This window comes from Actinoplanes sp. M2I2, assembly GCF_023544445.1.
In the GTDB taxonomy this organism is placed as follows: Bacteria; Actinomycetota; Actinomycetes; order Mycobacteriales; family Micromonosporaceae; genus Actinoplanes.
Genome location: NZ_JALPVJ010000037.1, coordinates 17,313 through 36,412, shown reverse-complemented (window position 1 = coordinate 36,412; position 19,100 = coordinate 17,313). Strand labels below are relative to the sequence as shown.

General features: G+C 70.8%; 17 protein-coding genes and 1 pseudogene. 7 read left to right on the top strand and 11 right to left on the bottom strand.

The genetic code is table 11. The features are described 5' to 3' along the window. Positions 1-6: 6 nt before the first annotated feature. Complete coding sequence (locus tag HJC40_RS42620) at positions 7-828, top strand: class F sortase (protein WP_250009484.1); 822 nt, start codon at positions 7-9, stop codon at positions 826-828. A gap of 29 nt (positions 829-857) precedes the next feature. On the opposite strand, the gene HJC40_RS42615 is transcribed toward HJC40_RS42620, so the two are convergent. Further along, positions 858-1,406, bottom strand: coding sequence for an HNH endonuclease (locus tag HJC40_RS42615; protein ID WP_250009483.1), 549 nt, complete (start codon positions 1,404-1,406; stop codon positions 858-860). Between the two features lie 272 nt (positions 1,407-1,678). Here HJC40_RS42615 and HJC40_RS42610 point away from each other — a divergent pair, with 272 nt between their 5' ends. The 4 genes from HJC40_RS42610 to HJC40_RS42595 all read left to right on the top strand — a co-directional run bounded on the left by HJC40_RS42610 (position 1,679) and on the right by HJC40_RS42595 (position 6,139). After that, the gene (locus tag HJC40_RS42610) at positions 1,679-2,734 is read left to right on the top strand and encodes a mechanosensitive ion channel family protein (RefSeq protein WP_374273671.1); all 1,056 of its coding nucleotides are present in this window, start codon (positions 1,679-1,681) and stop codon (positions 2,732-2,734) included. 209 nt (positions 2,735-2,943) lie between these two features. Continuing rightward, positions 2,944-4,350, top strand: a complete 1,407-nt coding sequence (locus tag HJC40_RS42605; protein ID WP_250009481.1) for an MFS transporter — start codon at positions 2,944-2,946, stop codon at positions 4,348-4,350. A 41-nt stretch (positions 4,351-4,391) separates the two neighbouring features. Beyond that, entirely contained in the window at positions 4,392-4,793 is a 402-nt protein-coding gene (locus tag HJC40_RS42600; protein ID WP_250009478.1) for a globin, read from the top strand. Between the two features lie 89 nt (positions 4,794-4,882). Then, positions 4,883-6,139 carry a PKD domain containing protein gene (locus HJC40_RS42595; RefSeq protein ID WP_250009477.1) on the top strand — a complete coding sequence of 419 codons (1,257 nt, stop codon included), beginning with the start codon at positions 4,883-4,885 and terminating at the stop codon, positions 6,137-6,139. A 298-nt stretch (positions 6,140-6,437) separates the two neighbouring features. Here HJC40_RS42595 and HJC40_RS42590 read toward each other — a convergent pair whose 3' ends face one another. The 5 genes from HJC40_RS42590 to HJC40_RS42570 form a co-directional block, all read right to left on the bottom strand. After that, complete coding sequence (locus tag HJC40_RS42590) at positions 6,438-7,031, bottom strand: YbjN domain-containing protein (protein ID WP_250009476.1); 594 nt, start codon at positions 7,029-7,031, stop codon at positions 6,438-6,440. Between the two features lie 131 nt (positions 7,032-7,162). After that, the gene (locus tag HJC40_RS42585) at positions 7,163-7,822 is read right to left on the bottom strand and encodes a hypothetical protein (RefSeq protein ID WP_250009474.1); all 660 of its coding nucleotides are present in this window, start codon (positions 7,820-7,822) and stop codon (positions 7,163-7,165) included. A 16-nt stretch (positions 7,823-7,838) separates the two neighbouring features. Further along, on the bottom strand, positions 7,839-8,252 hold the full coding sequence (locus HJC40_RS42580) for a thioesterase family protein (RefSeq protein ID WP_250009472.1): 414 nt from the start codon (positions 8,250-8,252) through the stop codon (positions 7,839-7,841). Beyond that, positions 8,245-9,921: an energy-dependent translational throttle protein EttA gene (gene ettA, locus HJC40_RS42575; protein WP_250009470.1), complete on the bottom strand. Its 1,677-nt coding sequence runs from the start codon at positions 9,919-9,921 to the stop codon at positions 8,245-8,247. The genes HJC40_RS42580 and ettA overlap by 8 nt, the downstream gene beginning before the upstream one ends. Positions 9,922-10,055: 134 nt before the next feature. After that, the gene (locus HJC40_RS42570; protein ID WP_250009463.1) at positions 10,056-10,529 is read right to left on the bottom strand and encodes a hypothetical protein; all 474 of its coding nucleotides are present in this window, start codon (positions 10,527-10,529) and stop codon (positions 10,056-10,058) included. A gap of 206 nt (positions 10,530-10,735) precedes the next feature. On the opposite strand from HJC40_RS42570, the gene HJC40_RS42565 reads away from it, so the two are divergent. After that, positions 10,736-12,169, top strand: coding sequence for a trehalose-6-phosphate synthase (locus tag HJC40_RS42565; RefSeq protein WP_250009462.1), 1,434 nt, complete (start codon positions 10,736-10,738; stop codon positions 12,167-12,169). 38 nt (positions 12,170-12,207) lie between these two features. On the opposite strand, the gene HJC40_RS42560 is transcribed toward HJC40_RS42565, so the two are convergent. The 4 genes from HJC40_RS42560 to cobC are packed head-to-tail and all read right to left on the bottom strand — an operon-like array spanning position 12,208 to position 15,907. Then, positions 12,208-12,585: a VOC family protein gene (locus HJC40_RS42560; protein ID WP_250009460.1), complete on the bottom strand. Its 378-nt coding sequence runs from the start codon at positions 12,583-12,585 to the stop codon at positions 12,208-12,210. Positions 12,586-12,615: 30 nt separating this feature from the next. Further along, positions 12,616-13,803, bottom strand: coding sequence for a uroporphyrinogen-III C-methyltransferase (gene cobA, locus HJC40_RS42555; RefSeq protein WP_250009459.1), 1,188 nt, complete (start codon positions 13,801-13,803; stop codon positions 12,616-12,618). Beyond that, positions 13,800-14,858: a nicotinate-nucleotide--dimethylbenzimidazole phosphoribosyltransferase gene (gene cobT / locus HJC40_RS42550; protein WP_308201005.1), complete on the bottom strand. Its 1,059-nt coding sequence runs from the start codon at positions 14,856-14,858 to the stop codon at positions 13,800-13,802. Before cobT ends, cobA begins: the two co-directional genes overlap by 4 nt. After that, positions 14,855-15,907: an Rv2231c family pyridoxal phosphate-dependent protein CobC gene (cobC, locus tag HJC40_RS42545; protein ID WP_250009458.1), complete on the bottom strand. Its 1,053-nt coding sequence runs from the start codon at positions 15,905-15,907 to the stop codon at positions 14,855-14,857. Before cobC ends, cobT begins: the two co-directional genes overlap by 4 nt. 65 nt (positions 15,908-15,972) lie before the next feature. Here cobC and HJC40_RS42540 point away from each other — a divergent pair. After that, positions 15,973-18,102, top strand: a pseudogene (locus tag HJC40_RS42540) (transglycosylase domain-containing protein); the annotation flags it as partial. A gap of 257 nt (positions 18,103-18,359) precedes the next feature. On the opposite strand, the gene HJC40_RS42535 reads toward HJC40_RS42540, so the two are convergent. Then, positions 18,360-18,971 carry a TIGR03086 family metal-binding protein gene (locus HJC40_RS42535; RefSeq protein ID WP_250009453.1) on the bottom strand — a complete coding sequence of 204 codons (612 nt, stop codon included), beginning with the start codon at positions 18,969-18,971 and terminating at the stop codon, positions 18,360-18,362. Positions 18,972-19,100 lie beyond the last annotated feature (129 nt).

Sequence of the window (19,100 nt, the reverse complement as noted above, 5' to 3'; positions counted from 1 at the left end):
GCGCGCGTGGCCAGCCGACAGCCCCCGGTGCCCGGGCCCCGCATGCCCGAGTCGGTGCTGCGCAAGCGACCGGCCCAGATCGTCGCGCCCCCGCCCGGCACCATCACGGGCCCGCTGCCACCCCCACCGCAGACCCGCGGCCGCCCTCCCTTCCGGGCCCCGAGCCCCCGGCCGATGCCCGCGTCGCCACCCCGGCCGATGCGCGGCCGGAAACCGTGGCCGATCGGGATGATCGCCCTGGCCCTGCTGTTCCTGGGCCTGTTCATCGTCGCGATGGGGCTCGGCGCGGCGACCAACCTCGACCTGACCGGCCTGTTCGGCGGTTCGGCGGACAAGCCGCCGCCGCGCGCGTTCCCGGTGCTCGACCCGAGCCGCCCCGAGCGGCTGAGCATTCCGGCCATCGACGTGCGGGCGCCGATCCTCGAGGTCGGGCTGGCGACCGACGGGTCGGTGGGCGTGCCGCCGCTCAAACGGCACAACGAGGCCGGCTGGTTCGACGGCGGGCCCACCCCGGGTCAGTTCGGGCCCGCCCTGATCGTCGGGCACGCGGACACCCGTACGGGACCGTCGGTCTTCCACGCCCTGCCCAAGCTCAAGCCGGGGCAGCGCATCGAGGTCACCCGGGCCGACGGGTCGGTGGCGGTCTTCGAGGTGAACTCCGTCGAGCACTTCGACAAGGGCAAACTGCCGCTGCAGCGGGTCTACGGCGACTTCAGCCGCCCGTCGCTGCGCCTGGTGACCTGCGGCGGCCGCTGGGTCGGCGGCAGCACCGGTTACTCCGACAACATCGTCGTCTTCGCGTCCCTGGTGGCCGGGAAGAAGGCCTGAGCCGGCCCGGAGACCGAGCCCGGAAAAAGTTAAGCCGCCTCGGCCGTTACGGCCGGGGCGGCGGGCAGGTCGAGCCAGTCGGCCCAACGAGGGTCGGGAGTGCGGTGACCGAGCACGCGCCACGCCACTCCCCGGGGCGCCGCCGGTATGGCGTGCAACCGCCAGCCCAGCTCGGCCGGTGTCTTGTCACCCTTGCTGTGATTGCACTTGGCACAGGCCGCCACGACGTTCTCCCAGGCGTGCAAGCCGCCGCGGCTGCGCGGGAACACGTGGTCGATGGTCTCGGCCGAACCGCGGCAGTAGGCGCACCGGCCCCCGTCACGCGCGAAGATCGCCCGGCGGGAGAGGCCGACATGCGTCCGGTACGGAACCTTCACGTACCGGGTCAGGCGAACCACGGACGGGACGGGCAGGTTGGTGCGGGCACTGTGCAGGATGCCGTCGCCGTCGGAGACGCACTCTGCCTTGGCGGTCAGGACGAGGATGGTCGCTCGACGCACCGATACGACGCACAGCGGCTCGTAGGTAGCGTTCAGAACCAACGCGGATGAGCCCACTACGGGTCGTATGTCAGGCATCGCGATCACCCTCCGGTGTCAGGTGCTTGTCACCACTCCTGGTTACTGTGCCGAGGTGCTGTGCCGTTCGAGAAACTGCCGTGGCCGGGTAGCGAGGCGTCAGCGACGAGGCCTCGTGCGCCAATAGTCCCTGATGAATAACCAAATTGCGAGCACAATCCGTGGCTGGACGGTAAACGTCTGAGGTCCCTGCGCTGTGCGGTGCCTGAGAGGTGGCCCGGAGCGGACCGGTACGGTGGCTACCCGTGTTGTTCCTCGCCCCGAACCCCACCATCCCCAGTCCGTCGACGTCGCCGTCGCCCATCTACACGACGCCCGACGTGTCCGCGATCTGCAACACCGATGTGGTCTGCAGCCGGGTCTACGAGTGGACGGACAACCAGTGGCTGGCCAACAGCAGCTACGTGATCATCGTGAAGCCGCTGCGCATCATCGGCATCATCCTGATCGCCTTGCTCATCCGCTGGCTGCTGCACCGCGCCATCGACCGGCTGACCCACAGCACCAGCCGGGCCTCCATGCCGGCCCTGCTCCGGCCGCTCAAGGAGCGGGTCGCCGCCGGCGCCGAGGAGGGCCAGTTCATCCCCGAGCGGCGGCGTCAGCGGGCCGAGGCGATCGGCTCGGTGCTGCGCAGCTTCGTCAGCGCGGTGGTGTTCACCATGGCCGCCCTGCTGGTCTTCGGTGAGCTCGGCTTCAACCTGGGGCCGCTGCTGGCCAGCGCCGGCATCGTCGGCGTGGCGCTCGGCTTCGGCGCCCAGAGCCTGGTCAAGGATCTGATCGCCGGTCTCTTCATGCTGCTCGAGGACCAGTACGGCGTCGGCGACACGGTCGACGTGGGCGAGGCGACCGGCGTGGTCGAGACCGTGGGCCTGCGGATCACGACGATCCGCGACGCGCGTGGCGTGCTCTGGTACATCCGCAACGGCGAGATCGTCCGGGTCGGCAACAAGAGCCAGGGCTGGGCCATGGTCGTGATCGACATCCCGATCGGCTTCGTCAACTCGGAGCAGGCGATCGCGGTGCTGCGCGAGGCGTCCGCGGCCGTGGCCGAGGAGCCCGAGCACCAGACCGAGTTCCTGGAGCCGCCGGACGTGGTCGGCGTCGAGCAGCTGACCGTCGACGGCGCCGTGATCCGGACGATCGCGAAGACCACGGCCGACGGCCAGGTGACCGTTCAGCGCGAGCTCCGGCGGGCCCTCACCGAGGCGCTGGAGTCGTCCGGGCTCTCCGAGCGCATCGCCGCGTCTCGATTGCTGCCGCGCGGCGCCGTCCCGCCGGCGTACCTCGGTGGCACCGGATCCGATCAGCAACCGGGTGGGGCGACCTGAGCTGGGATTAGGTCGTCCGGGGGAGGGTCGGACTAACCGAATGGCCGACAAAACGCCCGTACGCCCTAGCATCGTCTCGGACGATCGGGCAGAATCCGCTTGAGCATCTGCACATGCGGCATCACGTTCCAGTCGGGCGCCGGCCCCGCGCGGACGTGCCCGGTGACCGCCGTGACCTGGCGGAATGCCGAACCCCGATGGAGGACCTGGTGTCCGAGGACCCGGATACGCGTGAGGCGAACCGTGCCAACGCGAACACGGAGGGCGAACGCCTGGTCACGTTCCGCGATCTCTTCGCCATCCGCGAATATCGGGCGCTCTACTTCTCCCTGGTCACCAACTGGATCGGCGACTACCTGGCCCGGGCCGCGATCACCGTCCTCGTCTACGAGCAGAGCAAGTCGGTTCTGCTCTCCGCGGCGGCCTTCGCGGTCACGTTCCTTCCCTGGGTCATCGGCGGCACCCTGCTCTCGGCCCTGGCCGAGCGCTACCCGTACCGGCGGGTGCTGATCACCGCCGACGTCTACCGCATGGTGCTCATCTCGCTGCTGCTCGTCCCGCATGTGCCGATCCCGGTCATGCTCCTGATCGTCTTCCTGGCCAGCCTCGGCACCCCGCCCACCCAGGCGGCCCGCTCGGCGCTCCAGCCGCTGGTGGTCGGCCGCGACAAGCTGCCCATCGCGGTCGCCACCAACGCCACGAGCGTGCAGGCCGCCCAGGTCTTCGGCTATCTGGCCGGAGCAGCCCTGGCCACCGGCATCAGCCCGCAGGTCGCCCTGATCATCGACGTGATCACCTTCGCCGTCTCGGCCCTGCTGATCGCCGCCTACGTGCGGCACCGGCCGCCCGCGCACAAGCCCGGGCAGGGCAGCCATCTGCTGCGCGAGTCGGCCGAGGGCTTCCACCTGGTGTTCGGCGTGGCCGCGCTGCGGTCCATCGCGATCATGGTGTTCGTCCTGACCATGTTCGCGATCGTGCCCGAGGGTCTGGCCGCCGCCTGGGCCGCCGAGGGCAGCTCCGACCCGTCCACCCGCGGCCTCAACCAAGGCCTGATCATGGCGGCCGGTCCGATCGGCTTCGTGGTCGGCGGCCTGCTGATCAGCCGGCTCGCCGGGCCCGCCCTGCGCGACCGGCTGGTGCGCCCGCTCGCCGTGCTGTCGGCGCTCGTGCTGGTGCCGGCGCTGGCCGCGCCCCCGCCACCGATCGTCGCCATCATGGTCGCCCTGTCCGGCATCGCCCAGGGCGGGGTTATGCCCACGCTGAACGGCAAGTTCGTGCTGATCCTGCCGCACGGCTACCGCGCGCGGGCGTACGGCGTGATGCAGACCGGTCTCCAGTTCAGCCAGTTCGGCGCCGTGATGGTCACCGGGCTGCTCGCCGACCACTTTTGGCTGCCGATGGTGGTCGGACTGTGGAGTGTGGGCGGCACGGTCGCGCTGGCGTTGCTGGCGTACCGGTGGCCCAGCCCGGCCACCTTCGCCGCCGCGACCGAGGCGGCCGCCGCGCAGTCGGTGGAGAGCGCGCCGGCGTCCCCACCTCCCCCGGTCCCCGCACCGCCGCCGGTCGCGCCGCTGCCCACCGTGGCCACGACCAGCGTCACACCCGAGCGGCCCTGACCGCGGCGGTCGTCACCCGTACCGGCTGGCAGGATGGATGGGTGACCGCATCCGCTCCCCAAGAGGCCAGCTTCTTCGACGCCGTCGGCGGCGAGCCCACGTTCCGGCGCCTCGTCGCCCGCTTCTACGCGGGCGTCGCCGACGATCCGCTGCTCCGGCCGATGTATCCCGAGGAGGACCTCGGACCGGCGTCCGACCGGCTGGCGCTCTTCCTGATGCAGTACTGGGGCGGCCCGAACACGTACTCGTCGACCCGGGGCCACCCCCGGCTGCGCATGCGGCACGCGCCGTTCGTGGTGGACGTGGCCGCGCGGGACGCCTGGCTCAAGCACATGCGGGACGCCGTCGACTCCCTGGAGCTCCCCCAGCCGCTCAACGACCAGTTGTGGGACTACCTGGAGCGCGCCGCGTACTTCATGGTCAACAAGATGGAAAATCCCTGATCGTTTCCGGCCGAGCGGCTGGGTCGTTGAGCGGGTGACGAACCCGCCGATCACCTGTTAATTCGGGTATAACGACCAGGAGCTCCGCCATGCGCCGCCGCCTGCTCGCCGCCGCCGCCACTGCCGCCGCCGTCGTGGCGTGCGCGCATCCCGCCGCGGCTGACATGGCCCACTCCACCGTGGTGTCCCCCAACCCCGTCGACTTCACGCCGCACGTGCTGGACGGCACCGTCTGGTCGATGGCCGTGATCGGCGACACCGTCGTCGTCGGCGGCGCCTTCACCAAGGTCGCCGACTCCTCCCGCCGCAACACCTTCGCCCGCAAGAACATCTTCGCCTTCGACCTGCACGACGGGGCCATCCGCGCCTTCGCCCCCCAGGTCGACGGAGCGGTATACACCCTCACCGGTGGAGCCGACGGCACGGTGTACGCCGGAGGCGCCTTCAAGACCGTCAACGGCACCACCCAGCGGGGCGTCACCAAACTCACGCTCGGCGGTCAGCGGGTCAGCTCCTTCGCCGCCAAGATCGCCTGGGGTGACGTACGGGCCCTGCAGGCGCGCGGTTCCCGGCTGTACGCGGCCGGCACGTTCCAGGCCATCAACGGGGTCAACCGGGCCGGGCTCGCCCGGCTCAGCGCGGCCACCGGCGCGGTCGACACCGGCTTCGACGCCAAACTGACCGCGCCCGGCCTGAGCCGCACCCGGGTCGAACACTTCGACATCTCCCCCGACGGGCGCAAGCTGGTCGCGGTCGGCGCGCTGCTGCGGGCGAGCGGATACGACCGCACCCAGATCGCGATGTTCGACGTGGCCGGCCCGTCGGCCCAGCTGACCAGCTGGTACACCGACGCCTACAAGCCGCAGTGCATGAAAGGCTTCGACACCTACCTGCGCCAGGTGAAGTTCTCGCCCGACGGCTCGTACTTCGTCGTCGCCGCGACCGGACGCGCGTCCTCACCCGACCGGCTGTGCGACTCGGCCGCGCGGTTCGAGGCGGGCGGCTCCGGCCGGCACAACCCGACCTGGGTGCAGCGGACCGGCGGGGACTCGCTGTACGCGGTGGCCGTGACCGGGTCGGCGGTCTACCTCGGCGGGCACCAGCGGTACTTCGACAACCCGTACGGCACGGACGCCAAGGGTCCGGGGCCGGGCGCGGTGTCACGGGTGGGCATCGGCGCGGTCAACCCGAGCACGGGGCGGGCGCTGTCGTGGAACCCGACCCGCAAGCGGGGGGTGGGCATCCGGGTCTTCGTGGCCACGCCGGGCGGGCTGCTCGTCGGCTCCGACACCGACCAGCTCGGCAAGGAGTACCACGGCCGGATCGGCATGTTCCCGCTGCGCTAGCAGGGGGGTGTTTGCGGGCGTGAGCCTGGGGTTGTTTGCAGGCGTGAGCCTGGAGGGTCGCTCACAGGCGCAAGCCCGGGAGTAGCTCACAAGCGCAACTGTCTCTCTTGGCTCCGCTTCGCTTCGCCGGCAATTGCCTTGTAACCGGTGAGTTGGCACGCGGTTTCCCGCCACCCGCAAAACCGGCGGGCGTCGGGAAACCGAGTGCCAACTCACCGGCGGCAATTGCGGGGTACCCGACGCGATCCCGCCGTCCGGGCGCACGGAATACCGGCGGAGCAGGCGACCGCCGTGTGGGTTAGAGCAGGGCGCCCTCGTCGTGTAGCCAATCCACGAAGGAGGTGGCTACTGCGGCGCCGCAGTCTAGGAGTTCTACTAGTAGGGCGTCGTGGGTGCCTGCTGCTAGGGGGACCTGCAGTTCGGCGTAGATGGGGAGTTGGCCTCGTTCGGTGGGGTCGCCCACGTAGGCCTTGCAGAAGCGGCGGGTGTGGTTCCACTCGTTGACCACGCGGTAGGCGCGGTCGGCCCAGTCGGGTGGGACGGTGGCATGCGGGCGGGCGCGCATCACGAGGATCTCGTCGTCGGGGCCCTCGAGGGTGAACAGCACCGCGTGCCGCTCCCACATCGCCAGCAGGCTGCCGCCGCCGTCGGCCAGGAACCGGATGTCGAGCAGATCGAGCGCCTTGCCGATGCGCGTGAGCGTCACCGGGGCGACGACCTCGGGCTCCTCGCTCGCACCGGACTCGGTCGGAGCCGCAGCGGGCACCGGGACCCGGCTCGGCTCACGCTGAGCGGGAACGCCGACACGTACCGTGCCGCGCACCGCCGCATCATCGTCGGCCTCCGGCGCGTTACTTGCAGCCGAGCCCGGACGCCATGACCACCACGGCATCGTTGTGCACCTCACTCCCCAGCGAACCCACCGCCGGACGTAGCGAGTGGATCCGAGGGCCGACGGTACCCGTACCGATGGCGGAGGTCATCCCCCCAACGGGAGGGCGGGACCGCTCGTACGACCATGCATCACCCTTTCGGGTGACTACCTATAGGCATAACGGTCAATTTCCTGACCGCCTGTAGCCAGGCGACTCCATATGGTGCCGAAAGGCCCACCCAGGTCCCGGCCACGCGAATGCGGGTATCGGGGGCACCGGCCCCGCCGGGACCGAGGAAACCCATCCGCGAGATGGCCTGGACGAGTCGCTGGGACACCTCGACGGGGCGTCCGCCGGGAGCCGTGGCGACGAGGGCCACGTGATCGAGGAGCGCGTCCCGGACGGCCCGCTGACCCACGGACCGGCCGGCCAGTCCGCCCGACGAGACCTCGCGCAAGGTGCCGGCCGCGGCCTCGGCCAGACGGCTCAGCTCGGCGCCGGAGATCACTTCGACCGTCTCGCCGCCCGGCGGGGGCAGCGGCCACCGCCAGTCCGCGTCCCGCCGCGTGGGCAGTTCGCCGCCGCCGCCGGCCAGCACGGTGAGAAGCTCGCCGGCCGCCACCGTGGCGTCGTCGGGCCCGTGCCCGGCCACCTCACGGGTGACCAGGACGTCCCACGGCAGCTTGCCCCACAGGGCCACCCGGCCGCCGGTGTTGCGCAGGCGTACCGGGGCGGCCGGGTCCAGCCGGGTGAGCCGGGCCAGGAAGGCGCCGGCGTCGGGGACGCCGAGCAGCCCGTGTGCTGTCATGACCGACCGCGCGACGTCATGGGGCGACCTCGAGGTAGGGCTTCAGGAACTCGCGCTCGGCCTCGCTGAGCCGTCGTGGGTGGCCGTTGGCCAGGTTGTACGGGACGCACACCGACCTGGCCCGGCTGGCCAGCACGCCGTCGTCGAACAACTCGTAGGCGACGGTGAACGCGGCCGCGCGCTGCTCGGAGATCCACATCTCGATGCGCACCGGATCTCCATAGTCGACCGGGCGCAGGTAGTCGACCTCGTGGCGGGCGATCACGATGCCCTCCTCGAACGAGCCGAGCCCGTGCTCCCGCGCTCCGACGAAGAACATGGCAACGCGCGCCTCCTCGTACAGGGTGAGGAAGCGCGCGTTGTTCACGTGCCCGTACGCGTCCATGTCGGACCAGCGGACGGGCACGTGGTGGATGAAACGGTCAGTCACGGGTGAGCTTGCGGTAGGTCACCCGGTGGGGACGAGCCGCGTCGGCGCCGAGACGGTCGATCTTGTTCTTCTCGTACGCGTCGAAGTTGCCCTCGAACCAGAACCACTTGTCGGGGTCCTCGTCGGTGCCCTCCCACGCGAGCATGTGGGTGGCCACCCGGTCGAGGAACATCCGGTCGTGGGAGATGACCACGGCGCAGCCCGGGAACTCGAGCAGCGCGTTCTCCAGGCTGCCCAGGGTCTCGACGTCCAGGTCGTTGGTCGGCTCGTCGAGCAGGATCACGTTGCCGCCGATCTTCAGCGTCAGCGCGAGGTTGAGCCGGTTGCGCTCGCCACCGGAGAGCACCTTGACCGGCTTCTGCTGGTCGGGACCCTTGAAGCCGAAGGCCGCGACGTAGGCCCGGGACGGCATCTCGACCTTGCCGACCATGAGGTGGTCGAGACCGTCGGAGACGACCTCCCACACCGTCTGGGGGCCCTGCAGACCCTCGCGGCTCTGGTCCACGTACGACAGCTTGACGGTCTCACCGACCCGGACCGTGCCCGCATCGGGCTGCTCGAGCCCGACGATGGTCTTGAACAGGGTGGTCTTGCCGACCCCGTTCGGGCCGATGATGCCGACGATGCCGTTGCGCGGCAGCGAGAACGACAGGTGATCGATCAGCGTGCGGCCGTCGAAGCCCTTGGTCAGATCCTTGGTCTCGATCACCGTGCTGCCCAGGCGCGGGCCCGGCGGGATCTGGATCTCCTCGAAGTCGAGCTTGCGGGTCTGCTCGGCCTCGGTGGCCATCTCGTCGTACCGGTCGAGACGGGCCTTGCTCTTGGTCTGGCGGGCCTTGGCGTTGGACCGCACCCACTCGAGTTCCTCGGTGAGGCGCCGCTTGAGCTTGGCGTCCTTACGACCCTCGACCGCCAGACGCTGCGCCTTCTTGTCCAGATAGGTCGAGTAGTTGCCCTCGTACGGGTACGTCCGGCCGCGGTCCAGCTCGAGGATCCAGTTGGCCACGTTGTCCAGGAAGTACCGGTCGTGGGTGATGGCGATGACGGTGCCGGCGTACTTGGCCAGGTGCTGCTCCAGCCAGCTCACGCTCTCGGCGTCGAGGTGGTTGGTGGGCTCGTCGAGCAGCAGCAGGTCGGGCGCCTCGAGAAGCAGCTTGCACAGCGCCACGCGGCGGCGCTCACCACCGGAGAGCTGGGTGACGTCGGCGTCCGGCGGCGGGCAGCGCAGCGCGTCCATCGCCAGCTCGAGCTGGGAGTCGAGGTCCCAGGCATTGACGTTGTCGAGCTGCTCCTGGAGTGCGCCCATCTCCTCCATCAGCTCGTCGGTGTAGTCGGTCGCCATCTCTTCGGCGATCTTGTTGAACCGGTCGAGCTTCGCCTTGGTCTCGGCGACGGCCTCCTCGATGTTGCCGAGGACGGTCTTGGTCTCGTTGAGCGGCGGCTCCTGCGCGAGCATGCCGACGGTGTAGCCGGGCATCAGCCGGGCCTCGCCGTTGCTGAGCGTCTCGACGCCGGCCATGACCTTGAGCAGCGTCGACTTACCGGCGCCGTTGGGTCCGACGACGCCGATCTTGGCGCCCGGCAGGAAGTTCAGCGTCACGTTGTCGAGCACGACCTTGTCGCCGTGCGCCTTGCGCGCCTTTTCCAGGACGTAAATGAACTGGGCCACGGTGCGCCCTACCTCCGTGATCGTGATTTCAAGCCGGATGAAGACCGGATGCGTTGCAGAATGCAGAGGCAATCTTTCCAGGTCGCCCATCTGCCGCTGTTAACAACCCCGGCACCGCCGGGCGGATTCCCCGGTCAGTCGATGGGACGCACGTCGTCGCGCTGCGGTTCGACGCCCTTTCGGGCGTAGGTCAGCGAGAACTGGGTCGAGGAGATCGCGAAGACGTTCCCGTCCGGAGCCTCGACCCGGTAACTGTCCTTCTTCCCGGTCCGCTCGACGTTGGGGAGGAACAGACCGTTCTTCCCCTGTACGAGCGGCTTACCGACGTTCGTCCAGCTCTGATAGAAGAGGTTGCCCTGCGCGTCGGTGCAGATCCACCACGTGCTGTTGGTCCGGTCGGCGTAGACCTTGAGCACCTGCCACAGCTCCGAGGTGTGCCCCGAGTCCTCCGATTGCCGGCGCGCGGCCTCGGGGCAGAACGGGCCGGGTGGCGTGAAACCCGGCGTGGCCGCCTCGGCGGGCTGGTCGACCGGCTCCGTTCCCCCGCGGCTCGCGCGGTCCTGTTCGCGTTGACGCTCGCCGAGCAGGAAGCCGCCCACCATGGCCATGATCGTCAGAAAAACCGTGGCAATGACCACAGGGAAGAAGATCGGCCGCCGGGGCGGGGAAAGATCAGCGGACGGTGTCACGGGCCCAGAATGGCACCTGGCCGCCAGCGCAGTCCACGACGGCGACCGAGACTGGGCACTCCTCGTGCTGCTACGCACAGTAGGCTCACAAGTGGGAACAGAAACGACCCGGAGGTGCACTCAGCGTGGCCGAACGAAGTTCCTTCGTCGTTGTCGCCAATCGTCTGCCCGTCGACGAAGTCACAACCCCGGACGGGGAGCGCCAGTGGCGCACGAGCCCGGGTGGGCTGGTCACTGCCCTGCACCCGGTGCTGACCGAGCACGGCGGCACCTGGATCGGGTGGGCCGGGGGCAACGGCGAGGCGCCCGAGCCGTTCGAGCTGGAGGGCATCAACATCCACCCGGTGCCGCTGAGCGCCGAGGAGCTGGAGCGTTACTACGAGGGCCAGTCGAACGCGACGATCTGGCCGCTCTACCACGACGCCGTCGAGACGCCGGTCTACAAGCGCCGCTGGCGCGAGGCGTACCGCACGGTCAACCAGCGCTTCGCCCAGGCCGCGGCCGAGGTCGCCGAGGACGGCGCGACCGTCTGGGTGCAGGACTACCAGCTCCAACTCGTACCCGCGATGCTGCGCGAGCTGCGCCCCGACCTCAAGATCGGGTTCTTCCTGCACATCCCGTTCCCGCCGATCGAGCTGTTCATGCAGATGCCGTTCCGCGCCGAGGTGCTGCGCGGCCTGCTCGGCGCCGATCTGGTGGGCTTCCAGCAGCGGCTGGCCGCGCAGAACTTCGTACGCCTGGCCCGGCACCTGCTCGGGCTGCGCTACGAGGGCCAGTCGATCCAGGTGGACGGGCGCAAGGTGAAGGCGGGCGCCTTCCCGATCAGCATCGACACCAAGGAGATGGAGCGCCTCGCGGCCGATCCCAAGGTGCAGGCCCGCGCCAAGGAGATCCGGGCCGAGCTGGGCGACCCCAAGACGATCATCCTGGGCGTCGACCGCCTCGACTACACCAAGGGCATCGAGCTGCGGCTCAAGGCGTTCCGCGAGCTGCTGGCCGACGGCAAGCTCAAGGTCGGTGACGCGGTGATGGTGCAGGTGGCCACGCCGAGCCGGGAGCGCGTCGAGCACTACCAGTCGCTGCGGGTCAAGGTCGAGCGCGAGGTCGGGCGGATCAACGGCGAGTTCGGCCGGGTCGGCGTGCCCGCCGTGCACTACCTGCACCAGTCGTACAGCAAGCAGGAACTGGCCGCGATGTACGTGGCGGCCGACGTCATGATGGTGACCCCGCTGCGCGACGGCATGAACCTGGTGGCCAAGGAGTACGTGGCCTGCCGGGCCGACACCGGCGGCGCGCTGGTGCTCAGCGAGTTCGCGGGCGCGGCGACCGAGATGCGGCAGTCGTTCCTGTGCAACCCGCACGACCCCGACGGCGTCAAGGACGCGCTGCTGCGGGCGGTGGCGGCCGAGCCGGCCGAGCTGAAGAGGCGGATGCGCGTCATGCAGCGGCACCTGCGCACCCACGACGTGGCGCAGTGGGCCCGGACGTTCCTGGACGCGCTCGAGGTGGCGGCCGAGGGCCGCGACCCCGACCCGGAGACCGACCCTCAAACGACGTAGCAACTCAGTCGATGTAGGAACTCAGTCGATGTAGGAACTCAGTCGACGTAGAGGCAGAACGGGTGACCGGCCGGGTCGAGGAAGACCCGGACGTTCTCCTGCGGTTGGAAGTCGGCGAGCGTGGCACCCGCCTTGGTGGCGTGCTCGCACGCCGCTTCCAGCTCCTCGACCCGGATGTCGAGATGCATGCTCATCTGGGGCTGTCCCGCGCGGGCCGGCCACACCGGCCGCGCGTAGAGCTTCTCGGTCTGGAACGACAGGCCGGCCCCGCCGCCGGGAGCGCCGAGCACCACCCAGTCGTCCTCCTCCTGGGTCGCGCTCCAGCCGAGAAGCCGCTGATAGAAGCCGGCCAGCTCGCGCGCGTCGGGCGCGTCCAACACCGTTGCGGTAAGCGTGATCTGCGGCCGTCCGTCCATGCCGAACGACCTACCCATACAGTGACGCTTCTATACCGCAGCGTGCACCACGTCTCCGATGACCACCACCGCCGGCGGGCGGATGCCGGCCTCGGCCACCGCGGCGGTCACCTCGCCCAGCGTGCTGCGCAGGGACCGCTGGTGACTGGTCGAGCCCTCCTGGACGACGGCGGCGGGCGTCTCGGCGGGCCGGCCCTCGGCGATCAGCCGGGCGGTGATCTTGCCCAGGTTCTTGAGGCCCATGAGGACGACCAGGGTGCCGCGCAGCCCGGCCAGCGCCGGCCAGTCGACCAGGGAGTCCGGGTGATCCGGCGGGATGTGCCCGCTGACCACGGTGAACTCGTGGGCGACACCGCGGTGGGTGACCGGGATGCCGGCCAGCGCGGGAGCGGCAATCGAGCTGGTCACGCCGGGGACGACCAGCACCGGGACGCCGGCCTGGGCACAGGCGATCGCCTCCTCGCCACCGCGGCCGAAGACGAACGGGTCGCCGCCCTTGAGCCGCACCACGAACTTCCCCTCGAGCGCGCGCTCGACCAGGATCCGGTTGATCTCCTCCTGGGCCGCCGCCGGCCCGTACGGGATCTTGGCCGCGTCGACGAACTCGACCTCGGGCCGCAGCTCGCCCAGCAGCATGCCCGGCACCAGCCGGTCGGCCACCACCACGTCGGCCGCGGCGAGCAGGCGACGGCCCTTGACCGTGATGAGCTCGGGGTCGCCCGGTCCGGCGCCGACCAGGGCCACGCCCTTGTGCTCGGGCGCGACGGGCGGGCTGCTCTCGAGCGCGTGCGCGACCAGATCGCGGACGGCCATGGCCCGCCGCCGGTCGCCGCCGTCGGTGACCGCGACGGTGACCTGGCCGTGCCGGGTGACGGCCGGGGTCCACGCGGTGGCCGCCTCGCGGTCGTCGGCCCGTACGCAGAAGACGCGACGCTCCTCCGCGGCCGCGCTGACCTGTTCGGCCGCGGCCGGGTCGTCGACCGCGACGTGCACCAGCCAGGCGCCGTCGACGTCGGACGGCGTGAACCGGCGGGCACTCCAGGTGGCCCGGCCGGCGTCGACCTGGCCGCGCAGGGCGGGGGTCAGTTCGGGCGACACGATGTCGACCACGGCGCCGGCGGCGAGCAGCGCGGGCACCCGGCGGGTCGCGACCGCGCCGCCACCGACCACCAGCACCCGCCGGCCGGTCAGCTTGAGCCCGAGGGGATAGACGCTCACTTCTCCGACACTCCCGCGGAATCGAACGTGGCGACCTCGTGCAGCACGCGTACGGCGGCCGTCACCACCGGCAGCGCGAGCGCGGCGCCGCTGCCCTCGCCGAGGCGCATACCCAGGTCGAGCAGGGGTTCGAGGCCGAGGTGGGCGAGCGCGACGGTGGCTCCCGGCTCGGCCGAGCGGTGCCCGGCGACCATCGCGGCGACCGCGTCGGGGGCGAACGCGGCGGCGGCCAGCGCGGCCGACGCGGCGATCACGCCGTCGATGATCACGGGCACGCGCTGAGCTGCCGCGCCGAGGACGAAACCGGCCAGGGCCGCGTGCTCGAGACCGCCGACGGCGGCCAGCACGCCGAGCGGGTCGGCCGGGTCGGGCCGGTGCAGCGCGAGCGCGCGGCGGACGACCTCGACCTTGTGCTCGAGCGTCGCGTCGTCGATGCCGGTGCCGCGCCCGGTGGCCAGCACCGGGTCGCTGCCGGTGAAGACGGCGGTCAGCGCGGCCGCCGGCGTCGTGTTGGCGATGCCCATGTCCCCGGTGAGCAGGCACCGGGCGCCGGAGGCGACCAGCGCCTCGGCCACCCCGATGCCGACCTCGACGGCGGCCCTCGCCTCGTCGCGGGTGAGCGCCGGGCCGACGGAGAGGTCGCGGGTGCCGCGGCGCACGTTCGCGTCGAGCAGGGTGGCCTCGCCGTGCAGCGGGATCGCCACGCCGACGTCGATCACCATCACGTCGGCCCCGGCCTGCCGCGCGAAGGTGTTGACGACCGCGCCGCCGGCCACGAAGTTGGCCACCATCTGCGCGGTGACCTCCTGCGGCCAGGGGCTGACCCCTTGGGCGTGGACGCCGTGGTCACCGGCGAAGACGGCCACGGTCGCCGGGGCGGGCAACGGTGGTGGGCAGACCCCGGCCAGGCCGGCCAGGCGTACCGAGAGCTCCTCGAGCGTGCCCAGCGAACCGGCCGGCTTGGTCAGCCGGGCCTGCAGGTCGCGGGCGGCGGCCATCGCGGCCTCGTCGGCGGGCCGGACGGCGGCGATCGTCGCGTCCAGGTCGGCGGTCACGGGCGCTCCTTGAGTACGGCGGTCAGGACGTCGACGAATGCGTCGGTAGTGGCAGTGTCGCGCACCGCGAGGCGCAGCCAATCGGGGCCCAGCCCGGGAAAGGTGTCGCCCCGGCGCACGGCATAGCCACGTTCGCGCAGCTCAAGGCGGATTTTGTCGGCCCCGGGCAGCCGTACGGCCACAAAAGCGCTCGCCGGATCGCCCGCGACCGTGAGTTTCGGCACGTGCCGGAGCCGGTCCACCAGGTGGACCCGGTCGGCGGCGAGGCGGGCGGCGATCTCACGCTCGGCCGCGACGGCGACGGGCGAGGCGCAGGCGGTGGCCGCGGCCAGCGCGGGCGTCGAGACCGCCCACAGCGGCTGCGCGGCGGCGAGCCGGGGCAGCAACTGAGCCGGACCGAGCAGGTAGCCGATGCGCAATCCGGCCAGGCCCCAGGTCTTGGTCAGGCTGCGCAGCACGACCAGGCCGGGCAGGTCCCGGCGACCGGCGAGCGACTCGGGCTCCCCCGGCACGCCCTCGCGATGCGTCGTGTCCGAGAACGCCTCGTCGACCACCAGGACCCGCCCCGGCCGGGCCAGCGCGGCGATCCCGGCTGCCGGGTGCAGCACGGACGTGGGGTTGGTGGGGTTGCCGACGAAGACCAGGTCGGCGTCGGCCGGCACGAGCGCGGCGTCGAGCCGGAAGCCGTCCTCCTCGCGGAGCAGCACCCGCTCGACGTGGTGGCCGGCGTTGCGCAGGGCGGCCTCGGGCTCGGTGAACTGCGGGTGCACCACGACCGGGCGGCGGGCTCCGCGCAGCGCCTGGGCGAGCAGGACGAAGGCCTGGGCCGCGCCGGCCGTCAGCAGCACCTCGGCCGGGTCACGGCCGTGCCGTCCGGCCACGGCGGCGGTGGCCGCGGTGGCGTCCGGGTACGCCGCCAGATCGTTCAGAGAGGCCAGCAGGGGCTCGGCGAGCCAGGCCGGCCGGGGTGCGTGACGGACGTTGACCGCCAGATCGATCAGGCCGGCGGCCACCTCCGTGTCGCCGTGGTGGCCCAGGTCGATGGTCATGCAGCCAGCATGCCGGACTCCGTTCGACGTCATACTTCGGCCGATCCGTGCTGACATGAACGTTTTTGTCATACCTTCATATGGTGGCAGCCGGAAAAGTCGCACCCCTCGTCCGCGCCGGTCTGATCGCGGGTCTCGTGATCGCTGGTCTCGCCTACCCCCTAGCCGCCGTCGCCGGTCTCGGCGTCAAAGCCGGCACCGAAGCTCTCCAGGCCATGCCTGAGGAGCTCATCGAGGTGCCGAGCGCCCAGACCACCTACGTCTACGCCAACGACGGCAAGACCCTGCTGACGATGTTCTACGAGGAGCATCGCCGGCCCATCCGCATCGACGACATGTCGCCGTTCGTCACCCAGGCGATCGTGGCGTCCGAGGACACCCGCTTCTACGAGCACAACGGCGTGGACGCCAAGGGCGTGGCCCGCGCGTTCGTGGCCAACCAGCAGGCCGGTGGCGTGTCTCAGGGCGCGTCGACGCTGACCATGCAGTACGTCCGGATGGCGCTGCGGGACAGCGCGAAGACGCCGAAGGAGGCGCTCGAGGCGACCGAGCAGACCACCCAGCGCAAGCTGCGGGAGATGCGGCTCGCCATCGAGCTCGAGAAGCGCCTGACCAAGCAGGAGATCCTCGAGCGCTATCTGAACGCGGCGTACTACGGCCACCGGGCGTACGGGATCTTCGCCGCCTCTCAGGTCTTCTTCTCCAAGACGCCCAAGAATCTGAACCTGACCGAGGCCGCCCTGCTCGCCGGGCTGGTCAAGGCTCCTTCGGCCTACGACCCCGCGAGCAACGACCGCAAGGCAGCGACCGACCGGCGCAACTACGTGATCGACCAGATGCTCAAGATGAAGTCGATCACCCCGCTGCAGGCGACCGAGGCCAAGCGGCAGGCGATCAAGCTGAAGCTCAGCTCGCCGGCGAACGACTGCATCGGCGTCACCTCCAAGCACAACGACTGGGGCTTCTTCTGCGACTACCTGCGGTCGTGGTGGAAGGAGCAGCCGGCCTTCGGCCCGACCCCGCAGGAGCGCGAGGCCAACCTGCGGCGCGGCGGCTACCGGGTGGTCACCTCGCTCGACCCGAAGATCCAGGCGTCGGCGATGAAGCACATCCTGGACAAGGAGAAGCGGCGCAGCCGGATCGCGCACGGTCAGGTGATCATCGAGCCCGGCACCGGGCGGGTGCTGAGCCTGGCGGTGAACCGGCGTTACTCCCTCGACCAGAAGGGCAACGCGAAACACAGCCGCTTCAAGGGCGTCAAGGGCAACTATCCGAACACGGTGAACCCGCTGCTGGGCGGGGGCACGATGGCCGGCTACCAGGCCGGGTCGACCTTCAAGATCTTCACGATGCTGGCCGCGCTGGACGAGGGCATGCCCCTGAGCACCTCGTATTACAGCCCGCCGCGGTTCTACTCGAAATACATCACCGCGCCCGGGCCGGCGACCTGCGGCGTGCACTGGTGCCCGAAGAACTCGACGCCGTCGATGACCGGCCGGCAGACCATGTGGAGCGGCTTCGGCAAGTCGGTGAACACCTACTTCGTGCAGCTGGAGCAGAAGGTGGGCGCGGACAAGGTGGTACGGATGGCCGAGCGGCTCGGACTGCGGTGGCGCACCGAGGTCGACCGCCGGTTGGCCTCCCCGGAGCACGCGAGCGGCTGGGGCGCCTTCACGCTCGGCGTCAGCGACGCGACCCCGGTCGAGATGGCCAACGTCTTCGCCACGCTGGCCGCCGAGGGCACCTACTGCCAGCCGTTGCCGGTCGAGACGATCACCCGCGACGGTACGGAGGTCACGTACAAGGGCAAGCCGGTGGCGACGCCGCGGTGCCACCGGGCGGTCAGCGCGGAGGTGGCCCGGGCGGCGACCGACGCGGCCCGGTGCGTCACCGGGTACGGCGCCGCGCGCGGCGGGTGCGGCGGCTGGGGCACCTCCGAGATGGTCTACGCGACGCTGCGGCGGCCGATCGCCGGCAAGAGCGGCACGACCGACAGCAACAAGACGGCGTGGTTCTGCGGCTTCACTCCGCAGCTGGCCGCGGCGGCCTTCGTGGCCGACCCGGACAACCCGGAGATGAACGTCGGCTCGAACCGGGCGACGACCTCGAAGTTCACCGTCGCCGAGACGCTCAAGGACGCGCTGAAGGGACAGCCCAAGGCGAAGTTCACCCCGCCGTCGGACGACGTGGTCTCACGCTGGAACGACCGCGACCGCGACCGCGACCGCGGCGGGGACCGCGACCGCGACCGCGACCGCGGCGAGGACCGGGACCGCGACCGCGACCGCAGCGAGGACCGGGACCGCGACCGCGACCGTAGCGAGGACCGGGACCGCGACCGCGGCGAGGACCGGGACCGCGGCGAGGACCGGGACCGCGGCGAGGACCGGGACCGCGACGGCGATGAGAGCCAGGACCGGGACCGGGACCGGGACCGGACCGACGAGGGCGACTAAGCCGCGGCCGGCCTGCGGCGCGGAGGACGCCACTTCGCGTCGCGGCCGGTCAGGGCGAGCGCCTGATCGAGCGGCGTGGCCTCGTCGTCGATCGGCAGGACCGGGCCGAACAGGCCCGGGGTGCCCTCGGCCGGGCCCTGGGCCAGGAACTCGATGAGCGGCTCGAGCATGCGGGGATCGACGAAGTATTCCTGACCGGTGCCCCGGGCCAGATCCCAGCTGTGCATGATCAGCTCGTTCATCGCGACGTGACCCAGCGCGGCGGCCGGCATCGTCACCCCGCCGGCCTGTGACGTGCCCGTCCAGGCGGCCGGGTCTTTCCACGAGTTGGCGAGATCTTCGAGCAGGACGGGCAGGCGGCTGCGCCAGTGGCGGGTCAGATGCAGGGCGGAGGGCTCGGGGGCGGAGGCGGTGACCGGGTCGTCGGCCCGCTTGTGAGCAGCCTGGGTGAAGGCCACGGACAGACCCATCAGATGATCGAGAATGGTGGCGACGCTCCACCCGGGACAGGGCGTGGGGTTGGCCAGCTCGCCGTCGTCGACGCCGAGCAACAAAGCCCGCAGCACCCGCACCGGTGGGTCGAAATCCAGAGGAACACGATCGGCCACGGCCATCCTCCTTTGCGCAGTGCCTGTTAACACCACGTTACGGGTGGGGTGCGACAGTTTCCCGCTCGCCGAAGGGCGTTTTCACGGATGCTTCCCGGAGGCAGGAATTCCGACATTTTGATCTTGCTT

Excerpts from the sequence above, each read along its gene's own strand:
- HJC40_RS42590 (WP_250009476.1), bottom strand. The coding sequence starts at position 7,031 with ATGCCGTGGTGGTCATGGCGTCCGGGCTCGGCTGCAAGTAACGCGCCG.
- HJC40_RS42585 (WP_250009474.1), bottom strand. The coding sequence starts at position 7,822 with ATGACAGCACACGGGCTGCTCGGCGTCCCCGACGCCGGCGCCTTCCTG.
- cobC (WP_250009458.1), bottom strand. The coding sequence starts at position 15,907 with ATGACCATCGACCTGGGCCACCACGGCGACACGGAGGTGGCCGCCGGC.
- HJC40_RS42560 (WP_250009460.1), bottom strand. The coding sequence starts at position 12,585 with ATGGACGGACGGCCGCAGATCACGCTTACCGCAACGGTGTTGGACGCG.
- HJC40_RS42615 (WP_250009483.1), bottom strand. The coding sequence starts at position 1,406 with ATGCCTGACATACGACCCGTAGTGGGCTCATCCGCGTTGGTTCTGAAC.
- HJC40_RS42595 (WP_250009477.1), top strand. The coding sequence starts at position 4,883 with ATGCGCCGCCGCCTGCTCGCCGCCGCCGCCACTGCCGCCGCCGTCGTG.
- HJC40_RS42570 (WP_250009463.1), bottom strand. The coding sequence starts at position 10,529 with ATGGCCATGGTGGGCGGCTTCCTGCTCGGCGAGCGTCAACGCGAACAG.